The organism is Inquilinus sp. OTU3971 (genome assembly GCF_038440215.1).
The window spans coordinates 18,805-39,271 of the sequence record NZ_JASATH010000058.1 but is presented as its reverse complement, the minus strand read 5'-3'; the positions used below and the strand labels follow the sequence as shown (position 1 = coordinate 39,271).

The window sequence follows — 20,467 nt, the reverse complement described above, 5'->3', positions numbered from 1 at the left end:
TGGGGGGGGGGGGGGGGGGGGGGGGGGGGGGGGGGGGGCCCGCCGGGTGGTGTGGGTCCCCCCCCCCACACCCCAACGAAGATGAAGAGGGCCGATCAGTAGCTCGCGGTCAGGTTCAGCCGCTTCACCAGCGCCAGCAGTTTCGTGGGATCGCCAGACCCCGCCTCCATCAGCTCCGCGAAGGCGAGCGCCGGCTGCGGCGCGATCGACAGCCGGAACGGACCGCGCGGCTGCGGCATGGCCTGGATGAAGCGGCCGAGCGCCGCCACCGAGTCCTGCGGCACCGCGGCCGCGGCCAGGACGACCAGTGCGGCCATGGCCTGCAGCTTGGCCGCGGCGACCGCGCCCTCCGGGTTGGTCTCGCCGTCCGGCAGCGCCAGCAGCGCCGGCAGCAAGGCATAGCCTTCGAGCATGCCCTGGTTGTCGAAATCCACGGTCAGGGACTGTAGCGACAGCCCGGCGAGAGCCTTGTCGCCCGGCAGCGTGTCCACAGCGATCTGGTCGAGATCCGGGCCGCGCAACGCCGCCGTGACGGTGATGTGGCCGATCTGATCGCCGCGGAAGGTGGCGTCCCGGATGGTCAGGACATCGGCGTCGTAATCGTAGTCGAACGAGACCTCGACCGGCTTCTGGACCAACTTCAGCTGATAGGCGCTCGCCGCCGGCATGGCCGGCGCGAAGAAGCGGATGCCCTCGGCGCGGACCGACAGGGTCAGCGGCAGCCGGTCGGTGTAGAAGCGCTTGAAGTCGATCCGCTCGACGGTCAGCAATCCCACCATCCAGCCCTGGTACTGGCTGATCGTGATCTGCAGGTCGGTGTAGCGGCAGCCGGTGTCGCCGAGCGGCGTCACCTGGCCGACCGACGGGTCCTCTTCGGTCGCCTTGCCGATCAACGGGATCAGGTCGCGGCAGCGCTGCATCGGGTCCGCCGGCACCGGGGCGGCCCAGGCGGGCAGGGCGGTGCCGAGGGCGATCCCGGCCAGGGCCCCGGCCAAGGCAAGGTGTCGAGACGGGGTCACGATGCCTCCCAATGACGATGGCCGGGGAGTCGCCGCCCCGGCCATCGCTTCACATCAGGCTTTGCGTGCCGGTCAGTAGCTGACGGCGACGTTCAGGCTCTTCACCAGCTCCATCGACGCGGCCTCGCCGGGCTTGATCGTGGCCAGCTGCGCCAGCGGCACCGGCGTCACCGGGTCGAGCGAGATGGTCAGCGGGCCCTTCGGTGCCGGGAAGTCCTGGGCGAAGGACATCAGGCTCTTCACCGCGGCCTCCGGCACGCCGATCGCCGACAGCGCCGCCATGCCGAGCACGGCCTGGCTCTTGCCCTGCTCGATCGCGGTCTTCGGGTCCTCGCCCTGGGCGGTCGCGAAGGCGATCACTTTGTCGATGATACCCTTGTTCTCGAAATGCAGCTTGATCTTGCGCAGCGAGGCCGTGCCCAGCAGCTGGGTCGGGTCGGCCGCGGCCGCCGGGTCGGCCGCATCGATGCCGTCCAGCGCGCCGTCCAGCGAGATCTCGCCCAGAGCGTTGCCGCTGAGCTGGAACTCGGTCAGCGTGAACTGCTTGGTGGCGGCGTCGAGCGCATAGTCGACCGCCAGGTCGAACGGCTCCTCGCCGAGGACGGCCTTGACCTCCGGATTGTCGATCGAGATGCCCGTGGCCTGGGCCGTCAGCGTGTTCGACGGCTTGCCGTCATAGGCCTTGGCGAAATCGAGCTTGTCGAAGGTGATCTCGTCGATGGTGACCGTGGTCGGCGTCTTGCCCGCGGCCACCTTGTCGGCCGGCTCGACCATCTTCAGGTCGGTGAACTTGCAGCCGGAGTCGCCGAAGGACTCGACCGTGCCGACCTCGGCATTGTGCATCGGCGAGTCGGCCGGGGCGAGGGTCAAGAGGCCCTTGCAGCGCTCGACCGGGTCGGATGGGACCTCGGCCGCGAAGGCCGGGGCGGTGATCAGCGCGACCAGGGCCGCCGCCGTCGAAGCACGAAACACGCTCATATGCATCTCCTCGCATGTCGGGGCGGCACCAGACCCACAAGCCGAGCCTGGCCCGCGACGGCGATCGCATCCCCTCGATCACCATTCCCGGGCGCCGCGCCCGGGAAGCTTCATGCAGTGTTATTCTTGGAATTGGGCTGAATTCAGGCTGGTGCCCTATTTCGCCATCAGCCGCTCGAGCCAGCGGATGTCGTAGTCGCCGTTGATGAAGTCCGGCTCGGCGATCAGCCGGGCGTGCAGCGGCAGGGTGGTCTTCACCCCGTCGATGACATATTCCTCCAGCGCCCGCCGCAGCCGCATCAGGCATTCGTTGCGGGTGCTGCCGCGCACGATCAGCTTGGCGATCAGGCTGTCGTAATGCGGCGGGATGCGATAGCCGTCATAGATCGCGCTGTCGACCCGCACGCCCAGCCCGCCCGGCGCGTGGTAGCCGTCGATCCGGCCGGGGGAGGGGGTGAAGGTCTCCGGGTCCTCGGCGTTGATCCGGCACTCGATGGCGTGACCCTGGAACTCGATGTCGGCCTGGGTGTAGCCGAGCGGCGCGCCGGTGGCGACGCGGATCTGCTCGCGCACCAGGTCGATGCCCGAGATCTCCTCGGTGATCGGGTGCTCGACCTGCAGCCGGGTGTTCATCTCGATGAAGTAGAACTCCCCGTCCTGGTACAGGAACTCCATCGTGCCGACGCCGCGATAGCCCAGCTTGCGCGCCGTCTCCGCCGCCAGCCCGCCGATGAAGGCGCGCTCCTCGGCGTTCAGGGCGGGCGAGGGGGCCTCCTCGATCACCTTCTGGTGCCGGCGCTGGATCGAACAGTCGCGCTCGCCGAAATGCACCACGTTGCCGTGGGTGTCGGCCAAGAGCTGGATCTCGATGTGGCGCGGATGGTCGAGATACTTCTCGACATAGACGCTGTCGTTGCCGAAGGCGGCGCGGGCCTCGTTGCGGGCCATGCTGTAGGCCTCGGGCAGCTCGGCATCGGTCAGCGCGACCTTCATGCCCTTGCCGCCGCCGCCCGCCGTGGCCTTGATCAGGACCGGATAGCCCATGCCGCGGGCCAGGGCCTGGGCCTCCTCGACCGTGTCCACGGCGCCGTCGGAGCCAGGCACGACCGGCAGGCCGGCCGCCTTGACCGCGTCCTTGGCGGCGATCTTGTCACCCATCACCCGGATGTGCTGCGCGGTCGGGCCGATGAAGGCGAAGCCGTGCTCCTCCACCATCTCGGCGAAGCGCGCGTTCTCGGCCAGGAAGCCGATGCCCGGATGGATCGCGTCGCAGCCGGTGATGGTGGCGGCGGAGAGCAGGGCCGGGATGTTCAGGTAGCTGTCGCGCGCCGCCGGCGGGCCGATGCAGACCGCCTCGTCGGCCAACCGCACGGCCATGGCGTCGCTGTCGGCCGTGGAGTGCACGACCACGGTGCGGATGCCCATCTCGCGGCAGGCGCGATGGATGCGCAGCGCGATCTCGCCGCGATTGGCGATGAGGACCTTCTCGAACATCAGTCGATCACGACGAGGGGTTCGGCGAACTCGACCGGCTGGCCGTCCTCGACCAGGATCGCGCTGATGGTGCCGGACCGCGGGCTGCGGATCGGGTTCATCACCTTCATCGCCTCGACGATCAGGAGCGTCGCGCCCTCGGCCACCTTGTCGCCGACCTTGACGAAGGCCGCGGCGCCGGGCTCGGGCGACAGGTAGACGGTGCCGACCATCGGCGAGGTCACGGCGTTTTTCGGCGGGCCGGCCGGGGTGGCGGGCGCGGCCGCCGGGGCGGCGGCTGCGGCGGCGACCGGGGCGGCCATGGGCGCGGCATAGGTCGTCACCGGCGCCGGCTGGCGGTTCAGCCGGATGCGGCGGTCGCCCTCGGAGAACTCGATCTCGGTCAGGCCGGTCTCGTCGAGGAGCTTGGCCAGGCTGCGGACGAATTCGGGATCGAGGCTGAAGGTGCTCATCTGGTCTTCACCGGTCGGTTTCAAGGAGCCGCGCCATCGCCTGCAGGGCCAGAAGATAGCCATGCACGCCGAGCCCGCACACCACCCCGGTCGCCGCCAGCGAGACATAGGAATGGTGCCGGAACGCGTCGCGGCGGAAGATGTTGGAGAGATGGACTTCGATCACCGGAAGTTCCGCCGCGTTCAGCGCGTCGAGGATGGCGACCGAGGTGTGGCTGTAGGCGCCGGCATTGACGATGATGCCGTCATGGGCGGTGCGGGCCTCCTGGATCCAGGTGACCAGCTCGCCCTCGTGGTTCGACTGCCGGAAGTCGATCTCGAGCTCGATCTGCTCGGCCTCGTCGGCGCAAGCCTGCTCGATGTCGGCGAGCGTGTCGCGGCCATAGATCTCGGGCTGGCGCACGCCCAGCATGTTGAGATTGGGGCCGTTGAGGATAAGGACCGTCGGCCGGTCCGACTGGATCGCCGTCACGCGTCGCTGCTCCCGGAATCAATAGGCCGGGCGTATCATAGGCGGTGCGGCTTTCACAAGCGCCGTTGCACGATCCTGTAACCCTTCACAGGATAACAGGCCCGTCCGGCAACTCCTCGGCGTTGGCTTCGCCGGGCGATGCTGGCCAGGTTCGCAGCAGCTCGGCATCGATCGCGGCCAGCGCCTCCAGCACGCCCTCCTCGTACCGCCCGGCCTGGAACTGGTCGCGCAGCGCGGCGCAGATCCGCGGCCACACCGCGTCGTCGACCCGGGCGGTGACGCCGCGGTCGGCAACGATTTCGATCTTGTGATCGGCCAGCAGCAGGTACAGCAGCACGCCGGTCGCCTGCGCCGTGTCCCAGACCCGCAGCCGGCCAAACACCTCCAGTGCCCGAAGGCGGCTGTCGCGCAGATGCGGCGGGGCCGCGGCCTCGACCGCGACCACGATCTCGCCCAGGTGTCGGCGCTCGGCGCCGCGGATCGCCTGGTGCAGCCGGGCCATCACCGCCGGCCCGAAATGCCGACGCAGCAGGCGCTGGCCATGCCATTCGGCGACGGGGCGCAGCCGCCGCAGCGTCTTACCAACTCCCGGATGCACCGCCGCCTCCGCTCGATCCGCCGCCGCCGCTGAACCCGCCACCGCCGGAGCTGCCGCCCGAGCCGCCTCCCGATCCGCCGCCGAATCCTCCTCCGCCAAAGCCGCCACCGAAGCCCCCCGAGCCGCGGCGGGTGCTGTAGCCGCCGCCTGGGCCGCCGAAGCTGCCGCCTATGCCGCCGAGAATCACCGCGCCGATGGCGCAGAACGCCCCGAAGAAGATCATGCCGGACAGGCCCCAGCCGAGGCCGCCGGCGACCAGCGCGCTGCCGCCGGCCGGCAGCGGCATCGGCAGCCCGATGCCGCGCAGCGCGGCGCGGACCGCGGCGCCGATCAGGATCGCCAGGATGACGATCTGGAAGACGTCCTGCGGTGCCCCGTCCCGGCTCTCCGGCGGCGGTGGCGGCAGGGCCTCGCCGTCGATCAGCCGGATCAGGCTGTCGACTGCCGCGCCCAGGCCCCCGGCGAAGTCGCCCTGGCGGAATGCCGGTGTGATCTGCTCGCGGACGATGCGGCCGGCGGTGATGTCCGGAATCGCGCCCTCCAGGCCGTAGCCGGGCTCGATCCGCACGGTGCGGTCGCTCTTGGCGACCAGCACCAGCACGCCATCATCGACGCCCTGGCGGCCCAGCCGCCATTGGTCGAACACCCGCCTGGCATATTGCTCGATGGTGTCGGCGCCGGTGGTCGGCACGATCAGGATGGCGATCTGCGCGCCCTTGCGCCGCTGCACCTCGGCCAGCTTGCCCTCCAGCGCCTGCCGCTCGGCGGCGGACAAGGTGCCGGTCAGGTCGGTCACGCGGTCGCTCAGCTGCGGCACCGCGACCGGCTGCTGCGCCGCCGCCGCGGCGGCGGCCAGGATCAGCAGCCAGCCCGCCAGGGCCAGCCGGCGCAGCGTCGCGGCCATGCTCAGGGCTTAGGCGCCGGGGAGGTGCCGAAATCGACCTTGGGCGCGGTCGAGATCGCGGCCTCGTTCTCGACGCTGAAATTCGGCTTGGCGCTGAAGCCGAGCACGCCGGCGATCAGGGTGCCGGGGAAGCGGCGGACGCTGACATTGTAGTCCTGCACCGCCTGGATCGAGCGGTTGCGCGCCGTGGCGATCCGGTTCTCGGTGCCCTCCAGCTGGGTCATCAGGTCCTGGAACAGGGCGTCGGATTTCAGCTGCGGGTAGTTCTCAGTCACCACCAGCAGCCGCGACAGGGCCGAGGACAGCTCGCCTTGCGCCGCCTGGAACTTCTGCAGCGCCGCCGGGTCGTTCAGCGTCTCCGGCGTCACCTGGATGCTGCCCACCTTGGCCCGGGCCTCGGTCACCTGGGTCAGCACGTCCTTCTCCTGGTTGGCGTAGCCCTGCACGGTCTTGACCAGGTTGGGCACCAGGTCGGCCCGGCGCTGGTACTGGTTCAGCACCTCGGACCAGGCGGCCTTGACGTTCTCGTCACCGGCCAGGAAGCGGTTGTAGGCGCTGCCGCCCCAGATCGCGACCAGCACGACCAGGACGACGACCACGATCAGTCCGGTGAAACGACGCATCCGATCCCCCTCGGTCAGCGCAGCGAGCCCGCGGCTTGCACCATCAACCCGCAACGGGGACAATCGTGCCTTGAGCCCGCCACGGGACTGGCTTCCCATCAGGGGAGTCCCGAATCGCTTCGCTTCGCAACATGAAATCGATGTAGTGGCCGGCTCTCAGGCCGCGATGGCTTCGGGCCGGCCGATGGCGCCATGGATCTGCTCCGCCAGCCGGACCACGGCAGGCGTCCGCGGCCGGGCGCCCCAGGCCAGCGCGACCTCCAGCGCCGGCAGGGGCGGCAGCCCGTCGCGCTCGCCCAGCACCCGCATCCCTTGCGGCAGGCTGCACTCGATCACCACCGCGACGGCCAGCCCGGCGCGGACCACGGCCAGCAGACCGATCAGGCTGGGGCTGGAATAGGCGATGCGGTGGGGGCGCTGCGTTGCCGCCAGCGCCTGCAGCGTGACGTCGCGGGCGACGCAGCCGGGTTCGTACAGTGCCACCGGCAGCGGCTCTTCCCGCTGCGGATCGTGGTCCGGCGACCCGAACCAGACCAGCGGCTCGCGCCGCAGCAGCTCGCCGTCGCGGCCCGGTCCGCGGGTGACCACCGCCAGGTCGATCTCGCCGGCGGCGAGGCGCCGGTCCAGGAAGGTGGTCTGCTCGCAGATCAGCTCGACCTCGACCTGGGGGTGGCTGGCGGCGAAGCGCGACAGGATCGGCGGCAGCAGCGAATAGGCGTAGTCGTCTGGTATGCCGAGCTGGACCCGGCCGCGCAGGTCGGGCTCGACCAGCGCCGCCCAGGCCTCCTCCTCCAGCCGCAGCATGCGCCTGGCGTGGCCCAGCAGGCTCTCGCCGGCCGGGGTCAGCCGGACCTGCCGGCTGCTGCGGTCGAACAGCCGCTTGCCGACCGCCTCCTCCAGCCGCCGCACCTGCATGCTGACGGCCGACTGGGTGCGCCCGACCCGCGACGCGGCCAGGCTGAAGCTGCCGCCCTCGGCGATCGCCACCAGGGTGCGCAGCACGTCGAGATCGAGGCGTCTGTCCATGCCATCAGCATAAGTCAAATTGATGGACTGCTTCAAATCTATTCGTTTGATTGAAGTCCGCCGCAGGCCCAGCTTTCCTCCACCGAATTCAGGAGGCGACCATGGGCGGTGTCGAGGCGGCGGCGGAGCGGCGGACGGGGATCCTGCAGCTCGCTCTGGGCATGGCGGTGGTCGGCACCGTCGGCGTGTTCATGGAGGAATCGGGGCAGGGGCCGATCAACGCGGTGTTCTTCCGCTGCGTCTTCGGCGCACTGGCGCTGTTGGCGTTCTGCGCCGCCCGCGGCTGGCTGGGCGGCCTGCGCCTGGCGCCGCGGCAATGGGCGCTGATCCTGTTCGGCGGCATCTGCATCGTGCTGAACTGGGTCGCGTTCTTCGCCGCGATCCGCCACAGCTCGATCGCCTTCGCCACCATCGTCTACCACGTCCAGCCCTTCTGGGTAGTGCTGGCTGGGGCGGTACTGTTCGGCGAACGGATCAGCGGCCAGAAGCTGGGCTGGATCGCGATCGCCTTCGCCGGGCTGGCCCTGGCCACCGGCATCGGCTTCGGAGGGACGGAGCCGGGGCAGTTGCTCGGCGCCGGCCTGGCCGTGCTGGCCTCGCTGCTCTACACCGGCACGGTCTTGTCGACCAAGGCGCTGCGTGGGGTGCGGCCGCACCTGACCGCGATGATCCACGCCACCACCGGCATCGTGCTGCTGGCGCCCTTCGTCGGCGTCGCGGACCTGCCGGCGACGCCCGGCCCCTGGGGCTGGCTGGCCGGGCTCGGCATCGTCCACACCGGCCTCGTCTATGTCCTGATGTACGCCGCCTATCCGAAGCTGCCGACGCCGGTGATCGCCGTGCTGGCCTTCGTCTACCCGGCTTCGGCGATCCTCAGCGACTGGCTGGTCTACAGCCATCAGCTCGGGCTGGGCCAGGCGGCCGGGATGGGGCTGATCGCGCTTTCCAGCCTGGCGGTGACCCTCGGCTGGCGGCTGTGGCCGGCGCGGCGGGTGGCGACGGCGGGATAGGGTCACAGGCCGGGCTTGACGGCAAGGCGGCCTTCGTTCATGATATGTTCCATGAGCAAAGCCAAGCCGCCCCTTGCTGACCTCGTCATCGAATCGGACCCCGAGCTGGTTCGGCTCGGCCGGAGAATCCGGTCGCTCCAGGCGCTGGCCGAACGCCACATGGCGGAAGCGGAGACGCTGTCGAAGGATCCCGACAGGCTGCTGGAGACCTTCGACCGCTTCATGCAGCTGAACGAGGAGATCCTCGGCGCCATCGGCCAGGCCCATGAGCTGCAGCTCCAGTACCGGCGGCGGCGCCAGAGGCTCGAGGCCGAGCGGGCCCGGCGCCTTGCGGCCGCCCGCGCCGCATTCCTGGCGGCCGGCTCGCCGCCGGCGGGCACCCGGCACTAGACTGGCCTCTCCGAACAAACCAGGGAGGCCGCCATGCGGGTCAGCGTGCGGCTGACCGGCGAGGGCTATCGCAAGTCGGCGGTGATGGATTATTGGGAAGGCACGGACTGAATCCGCGAGCGCCGGACAACGGCGGGGAGGCCAGGCTGTGCTGTTCATGATCATCGAGCGCTTCGCCAACCGCGACCCGGTGGCGGCCTATCGCCATCTGCGCGACGCCGGGCGCGGCTTGCCCGAGGGGCTGACCTATGTCGACAGCTGGGTCGAGTCGAACTGCGACCGCTGCTTCCAGCTGATGGAATGCGACGACCTCGCCTTGCTGCAGCAATGGATCCTGCATTGGCGCGGCACCGGGGTCAGCTTCGAGATCGTGCCGGTGCTGCGCAGCGCCGAGACCCGCGCCGTGGTGGCGCCGCTGCTCGACCCGCCGGCCTCCGGCCCGATCTCCTGAAAGAAGCTCCATGACCGGATTCCCCGTGGCCGCCGAATGGTTCCGCAAGCGCGACCTCGGCGGTGGGCTGACGCTGATCGACGAGCCGCACACCGACGTGCTGATGCGCGCCAATATCTGGCATCTGCGCGGCCGCGACCGCGACCTGCTGGTCGATGGCGGCCTCGGCGTGGCGCCGCTGCGGCCGGCCTTTCCCGAGTTGTTCGAGGACCACGAGACGATCGCGCTGGCCACCCACACCCATGCCGACCATATCGGCGCGATCCACGAGTTCGAGCAGCGCTGGGTGCATCCGCTGGAAGCCGAGTCGCTCGCCCGGCCGCGGCCCGGCACGCTGATTTCCGACCAGATCCCGGCCGAGGCGCGGCAGCGCTTCCTGGATGCGGGCTACCCGCCGCTCGGGCCGGCCCTGGTCACCGCCGTGCCGCGTGCCGACTACGATCTGCGCGGCTACGCCCTGCGGGGCGCCGAGCCGACCCGGCGAATCGAGGCGGGGGAGGTGGTCGATCTCGGCGACCGGCAGTTCCGGGTGCTGCACGTGCCCGGCCATTCGCCCGGCAGCATCGCCCTGTTCGAGGACGCCACCGGCATGCTGTTCGCCGGTGACGTGATCTATGACGGTCCGCTGCTGTATCGCGGCCCCGGCATGGATATCGGCGACTATGTCCGCTCCTTCGCCCTGCTGCGGTCGCTACCGGTGTCGGTGGTCCATGCCGGCCATGACGACAGCTTCGGCAAGGCCCGGCTGGACGCCATCATCGACGCCTATCTCGCACGATGGCGGGCCGAGGGGCTGGTCGAGGGCTGACCGCCTCGCCGTCGGAACAATCCGGCGCCGCCCCCTGTTGCCCAGCAGAGCGAGCGAGGGGCACATGCCGGACCCGGATTCTCGGCAGCCGCCGGCCTTCCGGCGGGGGCGGCGCCAGCGCGACATCATTCTGCGCAGCTTGGTCCGGCGCTTGATCTTCCTTGCCGGGCTGGTCGTCCTGGCGCTCATTATCGTGCTGATCCGGTTCTGGCCCTGACAGAGGGCCGGCGGACCGAACGGAGACGGCGATGGCCGGTCCGACAGCATCTGAGCGGAGCCGGTGATCATGTCACGGGTCCGGTTCCGGGACAGGAGGGAGGCCGGGCGGCGGCTCGCCGCCGTGCTGGCGCGGTACCGCGACCTTCGGCCCATCGTCCTGGCGCTGCCGCGCGGCGGGGTGCCGGTTGCCTTCGAGGTGGCGCGGGCGCTGGCGGCGCCGCTCGACGTCCTGCTGGTGCGCAAGATCGGGGCGCCCGGCGCGCCCGAGCTCGGCATCGGCGCGGTGATCGACGGCGCCGAGCCGCATGTGGTGCTGAACGATGAGGTGATGCGCGAGGTGATGCCGAGCCCCGGATATGTGGAGGCGGAGACGGAGCGGCAGCTGGTGGAAATCGAGCGCCGCCGGCGTCTGTATCGCGGCGACCGCCACGCCCCTTCCGTCGCCGGGCGCGCCGTCATCCTGGTCGATGACGGCATCGCCACCGGCGGCACCGTCACCGCGGCCCTGCAGGCCCTGGCGGCGGCGCAGCCGGCCCTGCTGGTGCTCGCCGTGCCGGTGGCGCCGTCGGACGTGCTGAAGACGTTGTCCGGGCTGGCGGATGACGTGGTCTGCCTGTCCGCCCCTTACTTCTTCGGCGCCGTCGGGCGGTTCTACGACGATTTCAGCCAGACGACGGACGATGAGGTGATCCGCCTCCTCGCCGAGGCCGGCCTTCCGCCATCTCCCGCCTAGCCATTCGACAGGGCCGGGACCTACTTGGCGAAGAGCTGGCCCCGATCGGCGAAGGCCTTGAACTCCAGCGCGTTGCCGGAGGGGTCGAGGAAGAACATCGTCGCCTGCTCGCCGACCTGGCCCTTGAAGCGGACATAGGGCTCGATCACGAAGCGCGTGCCCGCCGCCTTCAGCCGCTCGGCCAAAGCCTCCCAGTCCGCCATCTCCAGCACCACCCCGAAATGCGGCACCGGCACGTCATGGCCGTCGACCGGGTTGTGGTGTGTCGTGTCCTCCCCGGCGGGCTTCAGATGGGCGACGATCTGGTGGCCGTACAGGTCGAAATCGATCCAGCTATCGGAGCTTCGGCCCTCGGGGCAGCCGAGAACGTCGCCGTAGAAATGGCGGGCGGCGGCCAGGTCGCGCACCGGGAAGGCGATATGAAAGGGAGACAGCATTCTCATGGATCCTTGCCGGACATCATCCGGCGCCTCTTGCGCCGCGACAGGATCTAAGCGGAGAGTCATGGCCGGACAATCGAGAAAGAGGCTCGGATCAATGAGCTCAGATCATGGATCTCGCCCGCCAACGGCGGAGCGGCTGCCGTCGCTGAACGGCGTCCGCAGCTTCGCCGCGGCGGGGCGGCACCTGAACCTGACCGCGGCGGCCGAGGCGCTGGGCGTGACCCAGGGCGCGGTCAGCCGCGCCGTGCAGGCGCTGGAGGTCGAGCTCGGCACGCCGCTGTTCCGACGGGTCGGCCGCGGCATCGAGCTGACGCCGGCCGGCGCCGCCTACCACGCCCGGATCGCCGACGCCCTGGCCCAGATCGCCGCCGCCACCCGCGTCCTGCGGCGGCCGGAGCGCGAGGGCATCCTGTCGCTCAGCGTGCTGCCGACCTTCGCCCTGCGCTGGCTGGTGCCGCGGCTGCCGCGGTTCCACGAGCGCCACCCGGAGATCCAGGTCGACCTCTCGGCCTCGGAAGACGTCATCGATTTCGGCGTCGACCCGGTCGACCTGGCGCTGCGCAACGGCACCGGCGGCTGGCTGGGGGCGGAGGCGACGCTGCTGATGAACGAGACGGTCGGCGTGTTCTGCGCGCCCGAGCTGCTGCGCCGGCGCCCGATCGCGGCGCCGGCCGATCTGCGCGACCACCGCCTGCTGGTGCACACCACCCGGCCCACGGCCTGGGCGGACTATTTCGCCTCGCTCGGCCTGGGCGCGCCCGACGTCTCCGGCTTCCCCGGCTTCGAGCATTTCTTCATGCTGGCCGAGGCGGCGGCGGCCGGCATGGGGCTGGCGCTGCTGCCCCTGTTTCTGGCCCGCGCCGATATGGCCGCCGGCCGACTGGTCCAGCCGCTCGGCCACACCATGCGGCCTGCCAGCGCCTATTACCTGCTGCACGCGCCGGGGCAGGGGCGGCTGCGCAAGATCCGCCTATTCCGCCAGTGGCTGCAGGCCGAGGTGGCGGCGGCGGAGGGCGCCTAGACGCCCTCATACTCCACCGTCGTCATCATGCCGCTCTCCATGTGATAGAGGTGGTGGCAGTGGAAGGACCAGCGGCCGGGGTTGTCGGCGTCGAAGGCGACGGTCACGGTCTTCCCCGGCGGCACCAGCACCGTGTCGCGCCGGGCGCCGGACAGGGGGGGCCGGCCGTCGATCGCCACCACCTGGAAATGATGGCCGTGCAGATGCATCGGATGGGCCATCATCGACGGGTTGGTCATCGCGATCGCCACCCGCTCGCCGCGCCGCACCGCCAGCGGCGTGTCCTGGCCGTGCACCTTGCCGTTCAGGGTCCAGACATAGCCCGCCATATCGCCGGCCAGCACCACCGGGATGGTCCGGTCCACCGCGCGTGCGGCCAGCGGCTCCGTCGCCGTCAACCGCGCCTCCAGGGCCAGGTCCAGCGGCGCCGACTTGTCCTCGCCGAGATCGGCGATGCGGGCGATCGTGGCGCCGGGGGCGGCCAGCACCAGGCCGGTGCGCTGCCGGTCGCCCTCGCGCAGCGCCAGCACCGGCAGCGCCCCGCCGGCCGGCACGGTCAGGCGGATGTCCAGCCGCTGGGCGATGGCGATCGGGAAGCGCCGGCCCGTCACCGGCGCCACCGGCATGCCGTCGACGGCGATCAGCGTGCCCTCGGCCGCGCCGAGATCGATGTGGAAGTTGGTCGCCGCCGCGCCGTTGATGATGCGCAGCCGCACCCGGCCGCCGCGCTCGACCCGCACCACCTCGGGGTCGGCCAAGGTGCGGTCATTGGCCAGATAGGCGTCGTATTCGACGTCGTTCAGGTCCATCGCCATGCCGCCCATGCCCGGCGTCGCCATGCCCGGCATGCTGTGCTGCATCCCCGGCATGGGCTGCATCGCCCCCATGGCGTGGCCGCTGTGGTCCATCCCGGCCATGCTCTGGCCGCCGCGCAGCCCGGCCATGATCTCGGCCGGGTCGCGGAAGCTGAAATCATGCAGCATCAGCACCACCTCCTGCTCGTCCAGCCCGGCCTCGGCCGGGTCGGCGACGATCAGCGGTGCCGCCAGCAGCCCCTGCTCCTGCAACCCGAGATGGGAGTGCATCCAGTTGGTGCCCGGCCGGGCCAGCGGGAAGTCGTAGTCGAAGCCGGCACCCGCCGGCAGCGGGTCCTGGGTCACGCCCGGCACGCCGTCCTGGCGCCAGGGCGGGGTCAACCCATGCCAATGCACCAGCGACGGCTCCTGCAGCGCATTGGTCAGCCGCACCCGGAAATCCTCGCCGGCGACGGCGCGCAGGCCCAGGCCGCCATCCGGCCGGATGATGCCGAACACGGTGGCCGGCCGCCCGGCGACGTCGAGGCTGCGGGTGGCGATGGTCAGCTCGCCCGAGTGGGAGGCGCAGGCGATCCGGGGCAGGGCGCCGGCCAGCGCGAGACTGGCGGCGGCACCGGACAGGAGGCTGCGGCGGGTGATCACGATCGAATCCTCGACTTGGCGGCGTCGATCACAGCCTGAAGCTTCCCCCTGCCGGAAGGTAAACCGCGTCACGACGTCGCCTTTTTTGTCGACGATCAGGGGGCTAGCCGCCCTCGGCCGACATGCATGGAGCACGCCATGAGCACCGAATCCTCCCGCCGCCATCTCCTCGGCCTCGCCGTGGCCGGTGCCGCCGGCGGCCTCGCCGCCGCCTGCGCCCGCAGCCAGGCCGCCGCGCCGGGCGCCGCCGAGCCGGAGGCGCCCGTGTCCCAGGCCGAGCTCGACAAGCTGAAGGGCCTGATGCTGCGCACCGTCCGTCCGGGCGAGGCGGTGACCATGGACTACCGCGCCGACCGCCTGACCGTCGAGGTCGACGCCCAGGGCAAGATCCTGCGGGCCTCGATCGGCTAGGAGGCGCGGCTGCGCTCGTAATGCCGGCGCGCCTTGTGCCGGTTGCCGCAATCGGCCATCGAGCACCAGCGCCGGCTGCGGTTGCGCGAGGTGTCGAGGAACACCCAGGCGCAGTCGGGGTCGGAGCAGCTGCCGACCCGCTCGGCGCGGCCGGAGACCAGCAGCTCGGCCGCGTCCCACACCACCGGCCACAGCGGCTGCTCCAGCGGGTCGGTATCGGTCATGGTCCAGGCGAAGCCGCCTTTCGCCGGCGCCAGGCCGGTCCGGGTCGGGGCCCGCGCCAGCACGGCGTTGAGCACCGCGAGATCCTCCGACGCGGCCGCGGCCGGCGCGGTCAGGATCCGGCCCAGGGCTCCGCGCAGGCGCAGCGCCGTGGCCAGCACCGCGGCGGCGGCCTCGGGGCGCAGTGCCGCCTCCTGCGCCAGCAGCCTGGCGCCGGCCCGGTCGACGATGCCGAGATGGCCGGCCCAGAGGGCCAGCTCGCCATAGCTCGTCAGCCGCTCGCCGCGCTGCGGAACGTCGCCGCGCCACGCCTCGGTGTTGACGAAGTCGAGGCTGAGCGAGCCGCCGATCCGCTTCGGCGGCCGCACCGCGTAGGAGGGGGCCTGGGTCTGCATCGCCTCACCATCCTATCGGTTGACTCGGCCGGGGCAAGCCCGGCATCGTCGGGTCAACCGGTTCAGAGGTTAGAATATGCCGACAGGGGATCGCGGCGCAGCGCTCGAATGCAGGCCGGTGGCGCCGGAGCGGCTCGGCGATGTCGAGACCGTCTTCGCCGGCTGCGCCGATGCCGGCCGCTGCTGGTGCGCCTTCTGGCGCCGGCCGCGGCCGGACTACAAGGCCGGTACCCGCGACGGCAGCAACCACGCCCTCTTCCGCGAGCTGGTCGAAGCCGGCGAGACGCTGGGGCTGGTCGGCTATCGCGACGGAGCTCCGGTCGCCTGGTGCGGCGTCGCCCCGCGGGCCGAGCAGCCGCGTCTGGCCCGGTCGCGCAACCTGGCCCCGGTCGACGATGTGCCGGTCTGGTCGATCACCTGCTTCGTGACCACCAAGGCGCATCGCCGCACCGGCCTCTTGCGCCCGCTGGTCGCGGCAGCGGCGCGGCTGGCCCGGTCGCGCGGCGCCCCGGTGCTCGAGGCCTATCCGATCGATGCCGCGCGGCCGCTGGGATCGGGCGAGATCTACACCGGCGTGCTGCGGCCCTTCCTCGACCTCGGCTTCCGCGAGGTGGCGCGGCGCAGCCCGACCCGCCCGATCGTCCGCCTCGATCTCAGCAAGGAGAGCTCGACATGATCGCACGGATGTGGCGCGGCCCTGTGCCGAAGGCGAAGAAGGACGCCTATGTCGCCTATCTGCAGGAGACCGGCCTCGGCGACTACGCCAAGACGCCGGGCAATCGCGGCGTCTGGCTGCTGTGCCAGGACAAGGGCGAGGAGGTGGAGTTCGTGACCCTGACGCTCTGGGAGTCGGTGGAGGCGATCAAGGCCTTCGCCGGCGAGGAGTACGGCCGCGCCCGCTACTATCCGCGCGACCGGGACTTCCTGACCCGCTTCGACCCGGAGGTCGAGCATTTCGAGGTGATCGACACCCAGGGGATGCGCTAGAAGGCGCCATCCGAACGAAAGGGAGATCGCCATGCAGTTCCATCAGGGCCGCCTGATCGACCACGTCCATCTGGTGGTGCGCGACCTGGCGGCGAGCAAGCGCTTCTATGCCGCGGTGCTGGCCTCGGTCGGCCGCAGCATCACCTTTGAAGGCCCGGATTTCTTCGCCTCGGACGAGCTGTTCGTCAGCCCGGGCGACGCCGTCAGCCATGTCCATCTGGCCTTCCAGGCGGCGGATCGCGACACCGTCCACCGCTTCCACGCCGCGGCGCTGGCGGCCGGCGGCCGCGACAATGGCGGGCCGGGCGAGCGGCACTACCATCCCGGCTATTACGGCGCCTTTGCGCTCGACCCCGACGGCAACAACATCGAGGCCGTGCATCACGGCCCGGCGACGCGGTCGGCTGAGTCGGTCCTGATCACAGCCGGAGGCTGATCTCGAAGTGACCACCGACATCCGTCTGCGCCCGATCGCCGACTCCGAGCTCGCCACCTTTGCCGCCACCGCCACCGACCCGACCCATGCCGAGGCGGTGCGTCGCTACGTCGACGACCTGCTGGCCAAGGGCGCGATGCGCCGGGACTGGTGTTTCCTGGCGGAATGGAATGGGGCTCCCATCGCCCGCATCGCCTTCTGGTCCCTGCCGGGGGCGACGATCCCCAGCGACATCGTCCTGTTCGACCTGCCCTGGCTGGCGCCGGAGGCCGAGGCGTTCGGCGCTTCCATGCTGCGGCGGGTGGCGGATCGGGCGCGGGCGCTCGGCGCCCCTGCGCTGGGCCATGTGCTCGACACGCCGGTTCAGGCACCGCAATGGCAGGCCGAGCCGGAGCGGCGCCGCGCGCTGATGGCCGCCAACGGCTTCGAGATCCGCCGCGAGACGGTCCGCTTCGAGCTCGACCCCGCCACGCCCGTCCCGCCGCCGGCGGGCAGCTTGGTGTTCCGCTCGATGGCCGAGGTCGGCGAGGCGGCGTTCCGCGCCGCGACCGAGCGGGTCACGCAGGGCACGCTCGACCGTCGCATCGGCGACGAGGACATCTTCGCCGATGCGCAGGGGCTGCAGCACGAGCCGGGCTGGTGGGAGCTGGCCTATGATCCCGACGGGTCGCTGGTCGGGCTGGTGATGCCGGCGCTGGCGCCCAGCATGGCGACGATCGGCTATGTCGGCGTGGTGCCGGAGCGGCGGGGGCGGGGCCATATCCATGCGCTGCTGGCGCGCGGCACGGCGACGCTGGCGCGCCTCGGCCGCTGGCCGGTCAAGGCCGATGCCGACACCCGCAACACGCCGATGGCCAATGCCTTCCGCCGGGCCGGCTGGCGCGAATTCGCCATCCGCACGGAGTTCGAGTGGCCGCTGGCGGGCTGACGCCTTTCAGTTCAGAGGCTGCGGCTCGGCCGTCCCGGCGGTCCTCTCATAGGGGCATTGCTGGTCCAGGGCGATGCCGGCCTCTGCCTCCTGGAAACAGGCATCTCCGTACCGGCCCGCCTCGACCGGCAGGACCTTTGCCCCGCAATTCGGCGGCGCGACGGTGTCCGGCAATCCGCTGACATCGCAGATCAGGGCGCCGCCCATCCTGACGCCGGTCAGGTTGGCGCCATCGAACTTCACATCGGTCAGGTTGGCGCCGCGGAAATCCGCATTGGTCAAATCGCTGTTCTCGAAGGTCGCGCCGGTCAGGTCGGCGCGGACGAAGATCGCGCCTCGCAGATCGATCCGGTCGAACCGGGCCGACCGGAAGAAGCCGTCCGAGAAATCGGCCCCGGAAAAATCGGATCGGCGCGCCTCGCCGTGGCCGGAGCCGGGGATCGAGAAGTTGGCCCTCGGGCCGCAGGCGGCGTTGAACCTGGCGCCCGCTCCGTTGGCGCCCAGCAACGTGGCCCGGCTCAGGGTGGCATGCCGGAAATCCGCCCCGCCGAGCTGCGAATCGTCGAGCCGGGCGTCGTTCAGCATCGCGCACCAGAAATCGGCCCCCTGGGCGTTGGCGGTGACGATCTGGGCCCGGCCCAGCTGCGTCCGCAGATACGGCCGCCGGGGCAGGTTGGGGGAGGCGAGGTTCTCGTCGGGTGCGAAATCGGCGCCCGTGAGCGAGGCGTTGGCGAAGCTCGCCCGCGTCAGGTTCGAGCCGCCGAAATCGACCTTGTCCAGGCTCGCCTGGTAGAAGTTCGCCAGATACAGTTCCGAGGCCGAGAGGTCCGACCCCCGCAGGTCGGACCGGATCAGCTGGGCATAGGCCATCGATGCGCCGCGGAAATACCCGTCCGACAGGTTGAGGGGCACCTCCTGCGTGTAGGACTCGCATTTGCGCCGGGCGATGACGGACAGCGCGGCCTGGGTGTCCGCGCCGATCGTCGCCTCCTGCGAGGCCTCCTCCCGCGCCCTGCGGCCCGCATCCGCATCGGACGCCGTCGGCGCGAGATGGGAGGAGACGACGGCATGGGCGGCGATGGCGTCCAGCGCCACCCGGTACAGCTGGTCCTGGGCCGAGCGGGCAGGGGAGGCCGCGTCGGCCGCGGCTCCGCCGGCGGACAGGGGACGCTGGTTGCCGTCGGGGCACAGCTCGTCCGGGCGAGGGCCGCCCATCAGCTGGGCCAGCGCATGGACTCCGATCAGCCTTGTGGAGATGTTGAAGCTCGCCAGGGCCTCGAAGCCGTTGCTGTACTGCTCCTGGCGGCTCTTCGCGGCGCTCTCGCGCGCGGCCCGGGCCACCTGATCGAGGGTGTAGAGCGCGGCGACGACCAGGATCGGGACGATCAGCAGCTGCCCGATGTTGCGGCGGTACCGGTCCGAATCCTCGATCCGCTCCTTGCGGGTTTCGTATCTGTGCCGCGCCGTCAGCAGCACCGGGCCCAGCATCCAGGCGATCAAGGCCAGAAGGACCACGGCCGCGATCAGCGCGACGGTGAGAACCGGACGGCTGTCCAGATAGGTCTCGGCGCCGACGAGCCAGTTCATCATGAGAACCTCGTGGCGGCCGTCTGATCGGGGACGGTGGGCTCGGCCAGGTCAGAAATGAATTGTCGGAGGGTTTGATCCATGGTCGTCATTCGTCCGCAACAATAATTTCAGATCGGGTTTAACAAGCTATAGAAAAACCACATTTTGAACTCCGGAACTTTGGTGAAGAATCCTGGATTTCCAATGCAGCCTGCGGCGGCTGACGATCGGGCTGAAAGCTTATCTTATATCATGGTTGCCGGGCCTTGCATCATGAAAGAAAAATTCGATCATCAGAAAGAAAACTGCAAGTTTCCGCATCGAAGACTTGACCGAGGTTGCGGTCGTCGATTTGTCCCGGCGGAGGCGTTGGAGACCGGCCGTTCTCGGCCCTTCAGGGGCGGGCCGTCGCGGCCTTGCGGCCGCGGCCGCGCAGCGCCAGCGTGCCGGCATTCCATGCCACGCAGGCGGCCAGGGCCAGGCCCAGCGCCGCGGCGGAGCCGAGCGGCGGGGCGGCCAGGTGCAGCAGCGCCAGCGCCGGGATGTATCCGACCATGCCAATCAGGGCGTTGGCGAACACAGCCGCGGTGGCCGGGCCGCCGATGCGCGGATGCAGCAGCAGGGCCAGGCTGCCGGTGACCACCGGGGCCAGGGCGGCGAAGCCGGCCGCCGCCGGCCCCAGGGCGCGGCCGATCAGCAGCACCGCGGCGATCAGCCCGGTCACCGCGGCCGCCCGGGCCGGGATGTCCCAGCGCCGGCCGGCGGCCCGCACCGGCGGGGTCGCTGCCAGGCGCCGCAGCGCGATCGGCAGGCAGGCGGCGAAGACGATCAGGTTCAGCGCCACGGCGCCGGCCAGGGTCCAGTCGACCCGGGAGACCAGGGCCACCGTGGCGGCCCAGCCCAGCAGCCCCAGCGGCAGGCTGACGGCCAGGCCGCGCGAGCGGGCGAGCAGCGAATAGAGCGTCAGGAACACGGCGGTCGCGGTGTTGACCGCCAGGCTGGCCACGGCGCTGCCGGCGATGAATCCGGCATCATGCTCCATCGCCAGGAAGACATAGGCCGGCCCGACCGAGATCGGCAGCGTCGCGATCATCGCCCCCAGCACCGGCCCGCTGCGCTCGACCAGCAGCGATGCGGCGACCACGATCCCGGCGGCCAGCGCCAGCTTGGCGGCGAACAGGAGCCAGAACGGGTCGATCACGGCGGGTCTCCGGGCGGCGGGTGCCGTGTCTCTTGCTAGCCCATCCGGCCGCGCCGGCGGACCGACGGTTTCTCGGGCCTGTCCTGCGCGGCGAGACCTTTTTCAAAACTCCCCAACCCGTCATCCCCGCGAAAGCGGGGATCTCGTCACGCTTGGACCGGCAAGAGATTCCCGCTTTCGCGGGAATGACGACAAAGGGAAAGGCCGCCGCTCAAAAGAG

General features: G+C 70.7%; 26 protein-coding genes. 12 read left to right on the top strand and 14 right to left on the bottom strand.

The window, feature by feature from the left end:
- Positions 1-95 precede the first annotated feature (95 nt).
- The 9 genes from AAHM41_RS16550 to AAHM41_RS16510 form a co-directional block, all read right to left on the bottom strand.
- Positions 96-1,019 carry a hypothetical protein gene (locus AAHM41_RS16550; protein WP_342237662.1) on the bottom strand — a complete coding sequence of 308 codons (924 nt, stop codon included), beginning with the start codon at positions 1,017-1,019 and terminating at the stop codon, positions 96-98.
- 72 nt (positions 1,020-1,091) lie between these two features.
- Positions 1,092-1,997, bottom strand: a complete 906-nt coding sequence (locus AAHM41_RS16545; protein WP_342237661.1) for a hypothetical protein — start codon at positions 1,995-1,997, stop codon at positions 1,092-1,094.
- A 156-nt stretch (positions 1,998-2,153) separates the two neighbouring features.
- Positions 2,154-3,491, bottom strand: coding sequence for an acetyl-CoA carboxylase biotin carboxylase subunit (accC, locus tag AAHM41_RS16540; protein ID WP_342237660.1), 1,338 nt, complete (start codon positions 3,489-3,491; stop codon positions 2,154-2,156).
- Positions 3,491-3,943: an acetyl-CoA carboxylase biotin carboxyl carrier protein gene (accB, locus tag AAHM41_RS16535; protein WP_342237659.1), complete on the bottom strand. Its 453-nt coding sequence runs from the start codon at positions 3,941-3,943 to the stop codon at positions 3,491-3,493. Before accB ends, accC begins: the two co-directional genes overlap by 1 nt.
- Before the next feature lie 7 nt (positions 3,944-3,950).
- A complete protein-coding gene (gene aroQ, locus AAHM41_RS16530) occupies positions 3,951-4,415 on the bottom strand; it encodes a type II 3-dehydroquinate dehydratase (protein WP_306770078.1) in 465 nt (154 codons plus the stop codon).
- An 85-nt stretch (positions 4,416-4,500) separates the two neighbouring features.
- Positions 4,501-5,013: a TPM domain-containing protein gene (locus AAHM41_RS16525; protein ID WP_342237658.1), complete on the bottom strand. Its 513-nt coding sequence runs from the start codon at positions 5,011-5,013 to the stop codon at positions 4,501-4,503.
- A complete protein-coding gene (locus AAHM41_RS16520; RefSeq protein ID WP_342237657.1) occupies positions 4,994-5,917 on the bottom strand; it encodes a TPM domain-containing protein in 924 nt (307 codons plus the stop codon). Before AAHM41_RS16520 ends, AAHM41_RS16525 begins: the two co-directional genes overlap by 20 nt.
- A 2-nt stretch (positions 5,918-5,919) precedes the next feature.
- Positions 5,920-6,540, bottom strand: a complete 621-nt coding sequence (locus tag AAHM41_RS16515) for a LemA family protein (protein WP_342237656.1) — start codon at positions 6,538-6,540, stop codon at positions 5,920-5,922.
- A 156-nt stretch (positions 6,541-6,696) separates the two neighbouring features.
- Entirely contained in the window at positions 6,697-7,566 is an 870-nt protein-coding gene (locus AAHM41_RS16510) for a LysR substrate-binding domain-containing protein (RefSeq protein WP_342237655.1), read from the bottom strand.
- A gap of 101 nt (positions 7,567-7,667) precedes the next feature.
- Between AAHM41_RS16510 and AAHM41_RS16505 the strand changes: the two genes are divergently transcribed.
- The 6 genes from AAHM41_RS16505 to AAHM41_RS16480 all read left to right on the top strand — a co-directional run bounded on the left by AAHM41_RS16505 (position 7,668) and on the right by AAHM41_RS16480 (position 11,177).
- Positions 7,668-8,576, top strand: a complete 909-nt coding sequence (locus AAHM41_RS16505) for a DMT family transporter (RefSeq protein WP_342237654.1) — start codon at positions 7,668-7,670, stop codon at positions 8,574-8,576.
- 51 nt (positions 8,577-8,627) lie between these two features.
- Positions 8,628-8,966, top strand: a complete 339-nt coding sequence (locus tag AAHM41_RS16500; protein WP_342237653.1) for a hypothetical protein — start codon at positions 8,628-8,630, stop codon at positions 8,964-8,966.
- 157 nt (positions 8,967-9,123) lie between these two features.
- Positions 9,124-9,417, top strand: coding sequence for a DUF3303 domain-containing protein (locus AAHM41_RS16495; protein WP_342237663.1), 294 nt, complete (start codon positions 9,124-9,126; stop codon positions 9,415-9,417).
- 10 nt (positions 9,418-9,427) lie between these two features.
- Positions 9,428-10,225: an MBL fold metallo-hydrolase gene (locus AAHM41_RS16490; RefSeq protein WP_342237652.1), complete on the top strand. Its 798-nt coding sequence runs from the start codon at positions 9,428-9,430 to the stop codon at positions 10,223-10,225.
- 64 nt (positions 10,226-10,289) lie between these two features.
- Complete coding sequence (locus tag AAHM41_RS16485; RefSeq protein WP_342237651.1) at positions 10,290-10,442, top strand: hypothetical protein; 153 nt, start codon at positions 10,290-10,292, stop codon at positions 10,440-10,442.
- 69 nt (positions 10,443-10,511) lie between these two features.
- Positions 10,512-11,177 (top strand): phosphoribosyltransferase, encoded by a 666-nt coding sequence (locus AAHM41_RS16480; protein ID WP_342237650.1) that lies wholly within the window; start codon positions 10,512-10,514, stop codon positions 11,175-11,177.
- A gap of 20 nt (positions 11,178-11,197) precedes the next feature.
- Here AAHM41_RS16480 and AAHM41_RS16475 read toward each other — a convergent pair whose 3' ends face one another.
- Positions 11,198-11,620, bottom strand: a complete 423-nt coding sequence (locus AAHM41_RS16475) for a VOC family protein (RefSeq protein ID WP_342237649.1) — start codon at positions 11,618-11,620, stop codon at positions 11,198-11,200.
- A 94-nt stretch (positions 11,621-11,714) separates the two neighbouring features.
- On the opposite strand from AAHM41_RS16475, the gene gcvA reads away from it, so the two are divergent.
- On the top strand, positions 11,715-12,641 hold the full coding sequence (gene gcvA, locus AAHM41_RS16470; protein WP_342237648.1) for a transcriptional regulator GcvA: 927 nt from the start codon (positions 11,715-11,717) through the stop codon (positions 12,639-12,641).
- Here the strand turns inward: gcvA and AAHM41_RS16465 are convergent.
- Positions 12,638-14,098: a multicopper oxidase family protein gene (locus AAHM41_RS16465; RefSeq protein WP_342237647.1), complete on the bottom strand. Its 1,461-nt coding sequence runs from the start codon at positions 14,096-14,098 to the stop codon at positions 12,638-12,640. The two genes, gcvA and AAHM41_RS16465, sit on opposite strands and share 4 nt — an antisense overlap.
- A 138-nt stretch (positions 14,099-14,236) precedes the next feature.
- Between AAHM41_RS16465 and AAHM41_RS16460 the strand changes: the two genes are divergently transcribed.
- Positions 14,237-14,509: an I78 family peptidase inhibitor gene (locus AAHM41_RS16460; protein WP_342237646.1), complete on the top strand. Its 273-nt coding sequence runs from the start codon at positions 14,237-14,239 to the stop codon at positions 14,507-14,509.
- Here AAHM41_RS16460 and AAHM41_RS16455 read toward each other — a convergent pair.
- The gene (locus tag AAHM41_RS16455; protein ID WP_342237645.1) at positions 14,506-15,126 is read right to left on the bottom strand and encodes a CGNR zinc finger domain-containing protein; all 621 of its coding nucleotides are present in this window, start codon (positions 15,124-15,126) and stop codon (positions 14,506-14,508) included. The two genes, AAHM41_RS16460 and AAHM41_RS16455, sit on opposite strands and share 4 nt — an antisense overlap.
- 76 nt (positions 15,127-15,202) lie before the next feature.
- Between AAHM41_RS16455 and AAHM41_RS16450 the strand changes: the two genes are divergently transcribed.
- Genes AAHM41_RS16450 through AAHM41_RS16435 form a run of 4 tightly spaced genes read left to right on the top strand, consistent with a single transcriptional unit; the run spans position 15,203 to position 17,477 of the window.
- The gene (locus AAHM41_RS16450; protein WP_342237644.1) at positions 15,203-15,802 is read left to right on the top strand and encodes a GNAT family N-acetyltransferase; all 600 of its coding nucleotides are present in this window, start codon (positions 15,203-15,205) and stop codon (positions 15,800-15,802) included.
- Entirely contained in the window at positions 15,799-16,113 is a 315-nt protein-coding gene (locus AAHM41_RS16445; RefSeq protein WP_342237643.1) for an antibiotic biosynthesis monooxygenase family protein, read from the top strand. Before AAHM41_RS16450 ends, AAHM41_RS16445 begins: the two co-directional genes overlap by 4 nt.
- A 31-nt stretch (positions 16,114-16,144) precedes the next feature.
- Positions 16,145-16,549: a VOC family protein gene (locus AAHM41_RS16440; RefSeq protein ID WP_342237642.1), complete on the top strand. Its 405-nt coding sequence runs from the start codon at positions 16,145-16,147 to the stop codon at positions 16,547-16,549.
- A gap of 7 nt (positions 16,550-16,556) precedes the next feature.
- The gene (locus tag AAHM41_RS16435; RefSeq protein WP_342237641.1) at positions 16,557-17,477 is read left to right on the top strand and encodes a hypothetical protein; all 921 of its coding nucleotides are present in this window, start codon (positions 16,557-16,559) and stop codon (positions 17,475-17,477) included.
- A gap of 6 nt (positions 17,478-17,483) precedes the next feature.
- On the opposite strand, the gene AAHM41_RS16430 is transcribed toward AAHM41_RS16435, so the two are convergent.
- Both AAHM41_RS16430 and AAHM41_RS16425 read right to left on the bottom strand, forming a co-directional pair.
- Positions 17,484-19,067, bottom strand: a complete 1,584-nt coding sequence (locus AAHM41_RS16430; protein ID WP_342237640.1) for a pentapeptide repeat-containing protein — start codon at positions 19,065-19,067, stop codon at positions 17,484-17,486.
- Positions 19,068-19,440: 373 nt separating this feature from the next.
- Positions 19,441-20,247 carry a hypothetical protein gene (locus tag AAHM41_RS16425; RefSeq protein ID WP_342237639.1) on the bottom strand — a complete coding sequence of 269 codons (807 nt, stop codon included), beginning with the start codon at positions 20,245-20,247 and terminating at the stop codon, positions 19,441-19,443.
- Positions 20,248-20,467: the final 220 nt, after the last annotated feature.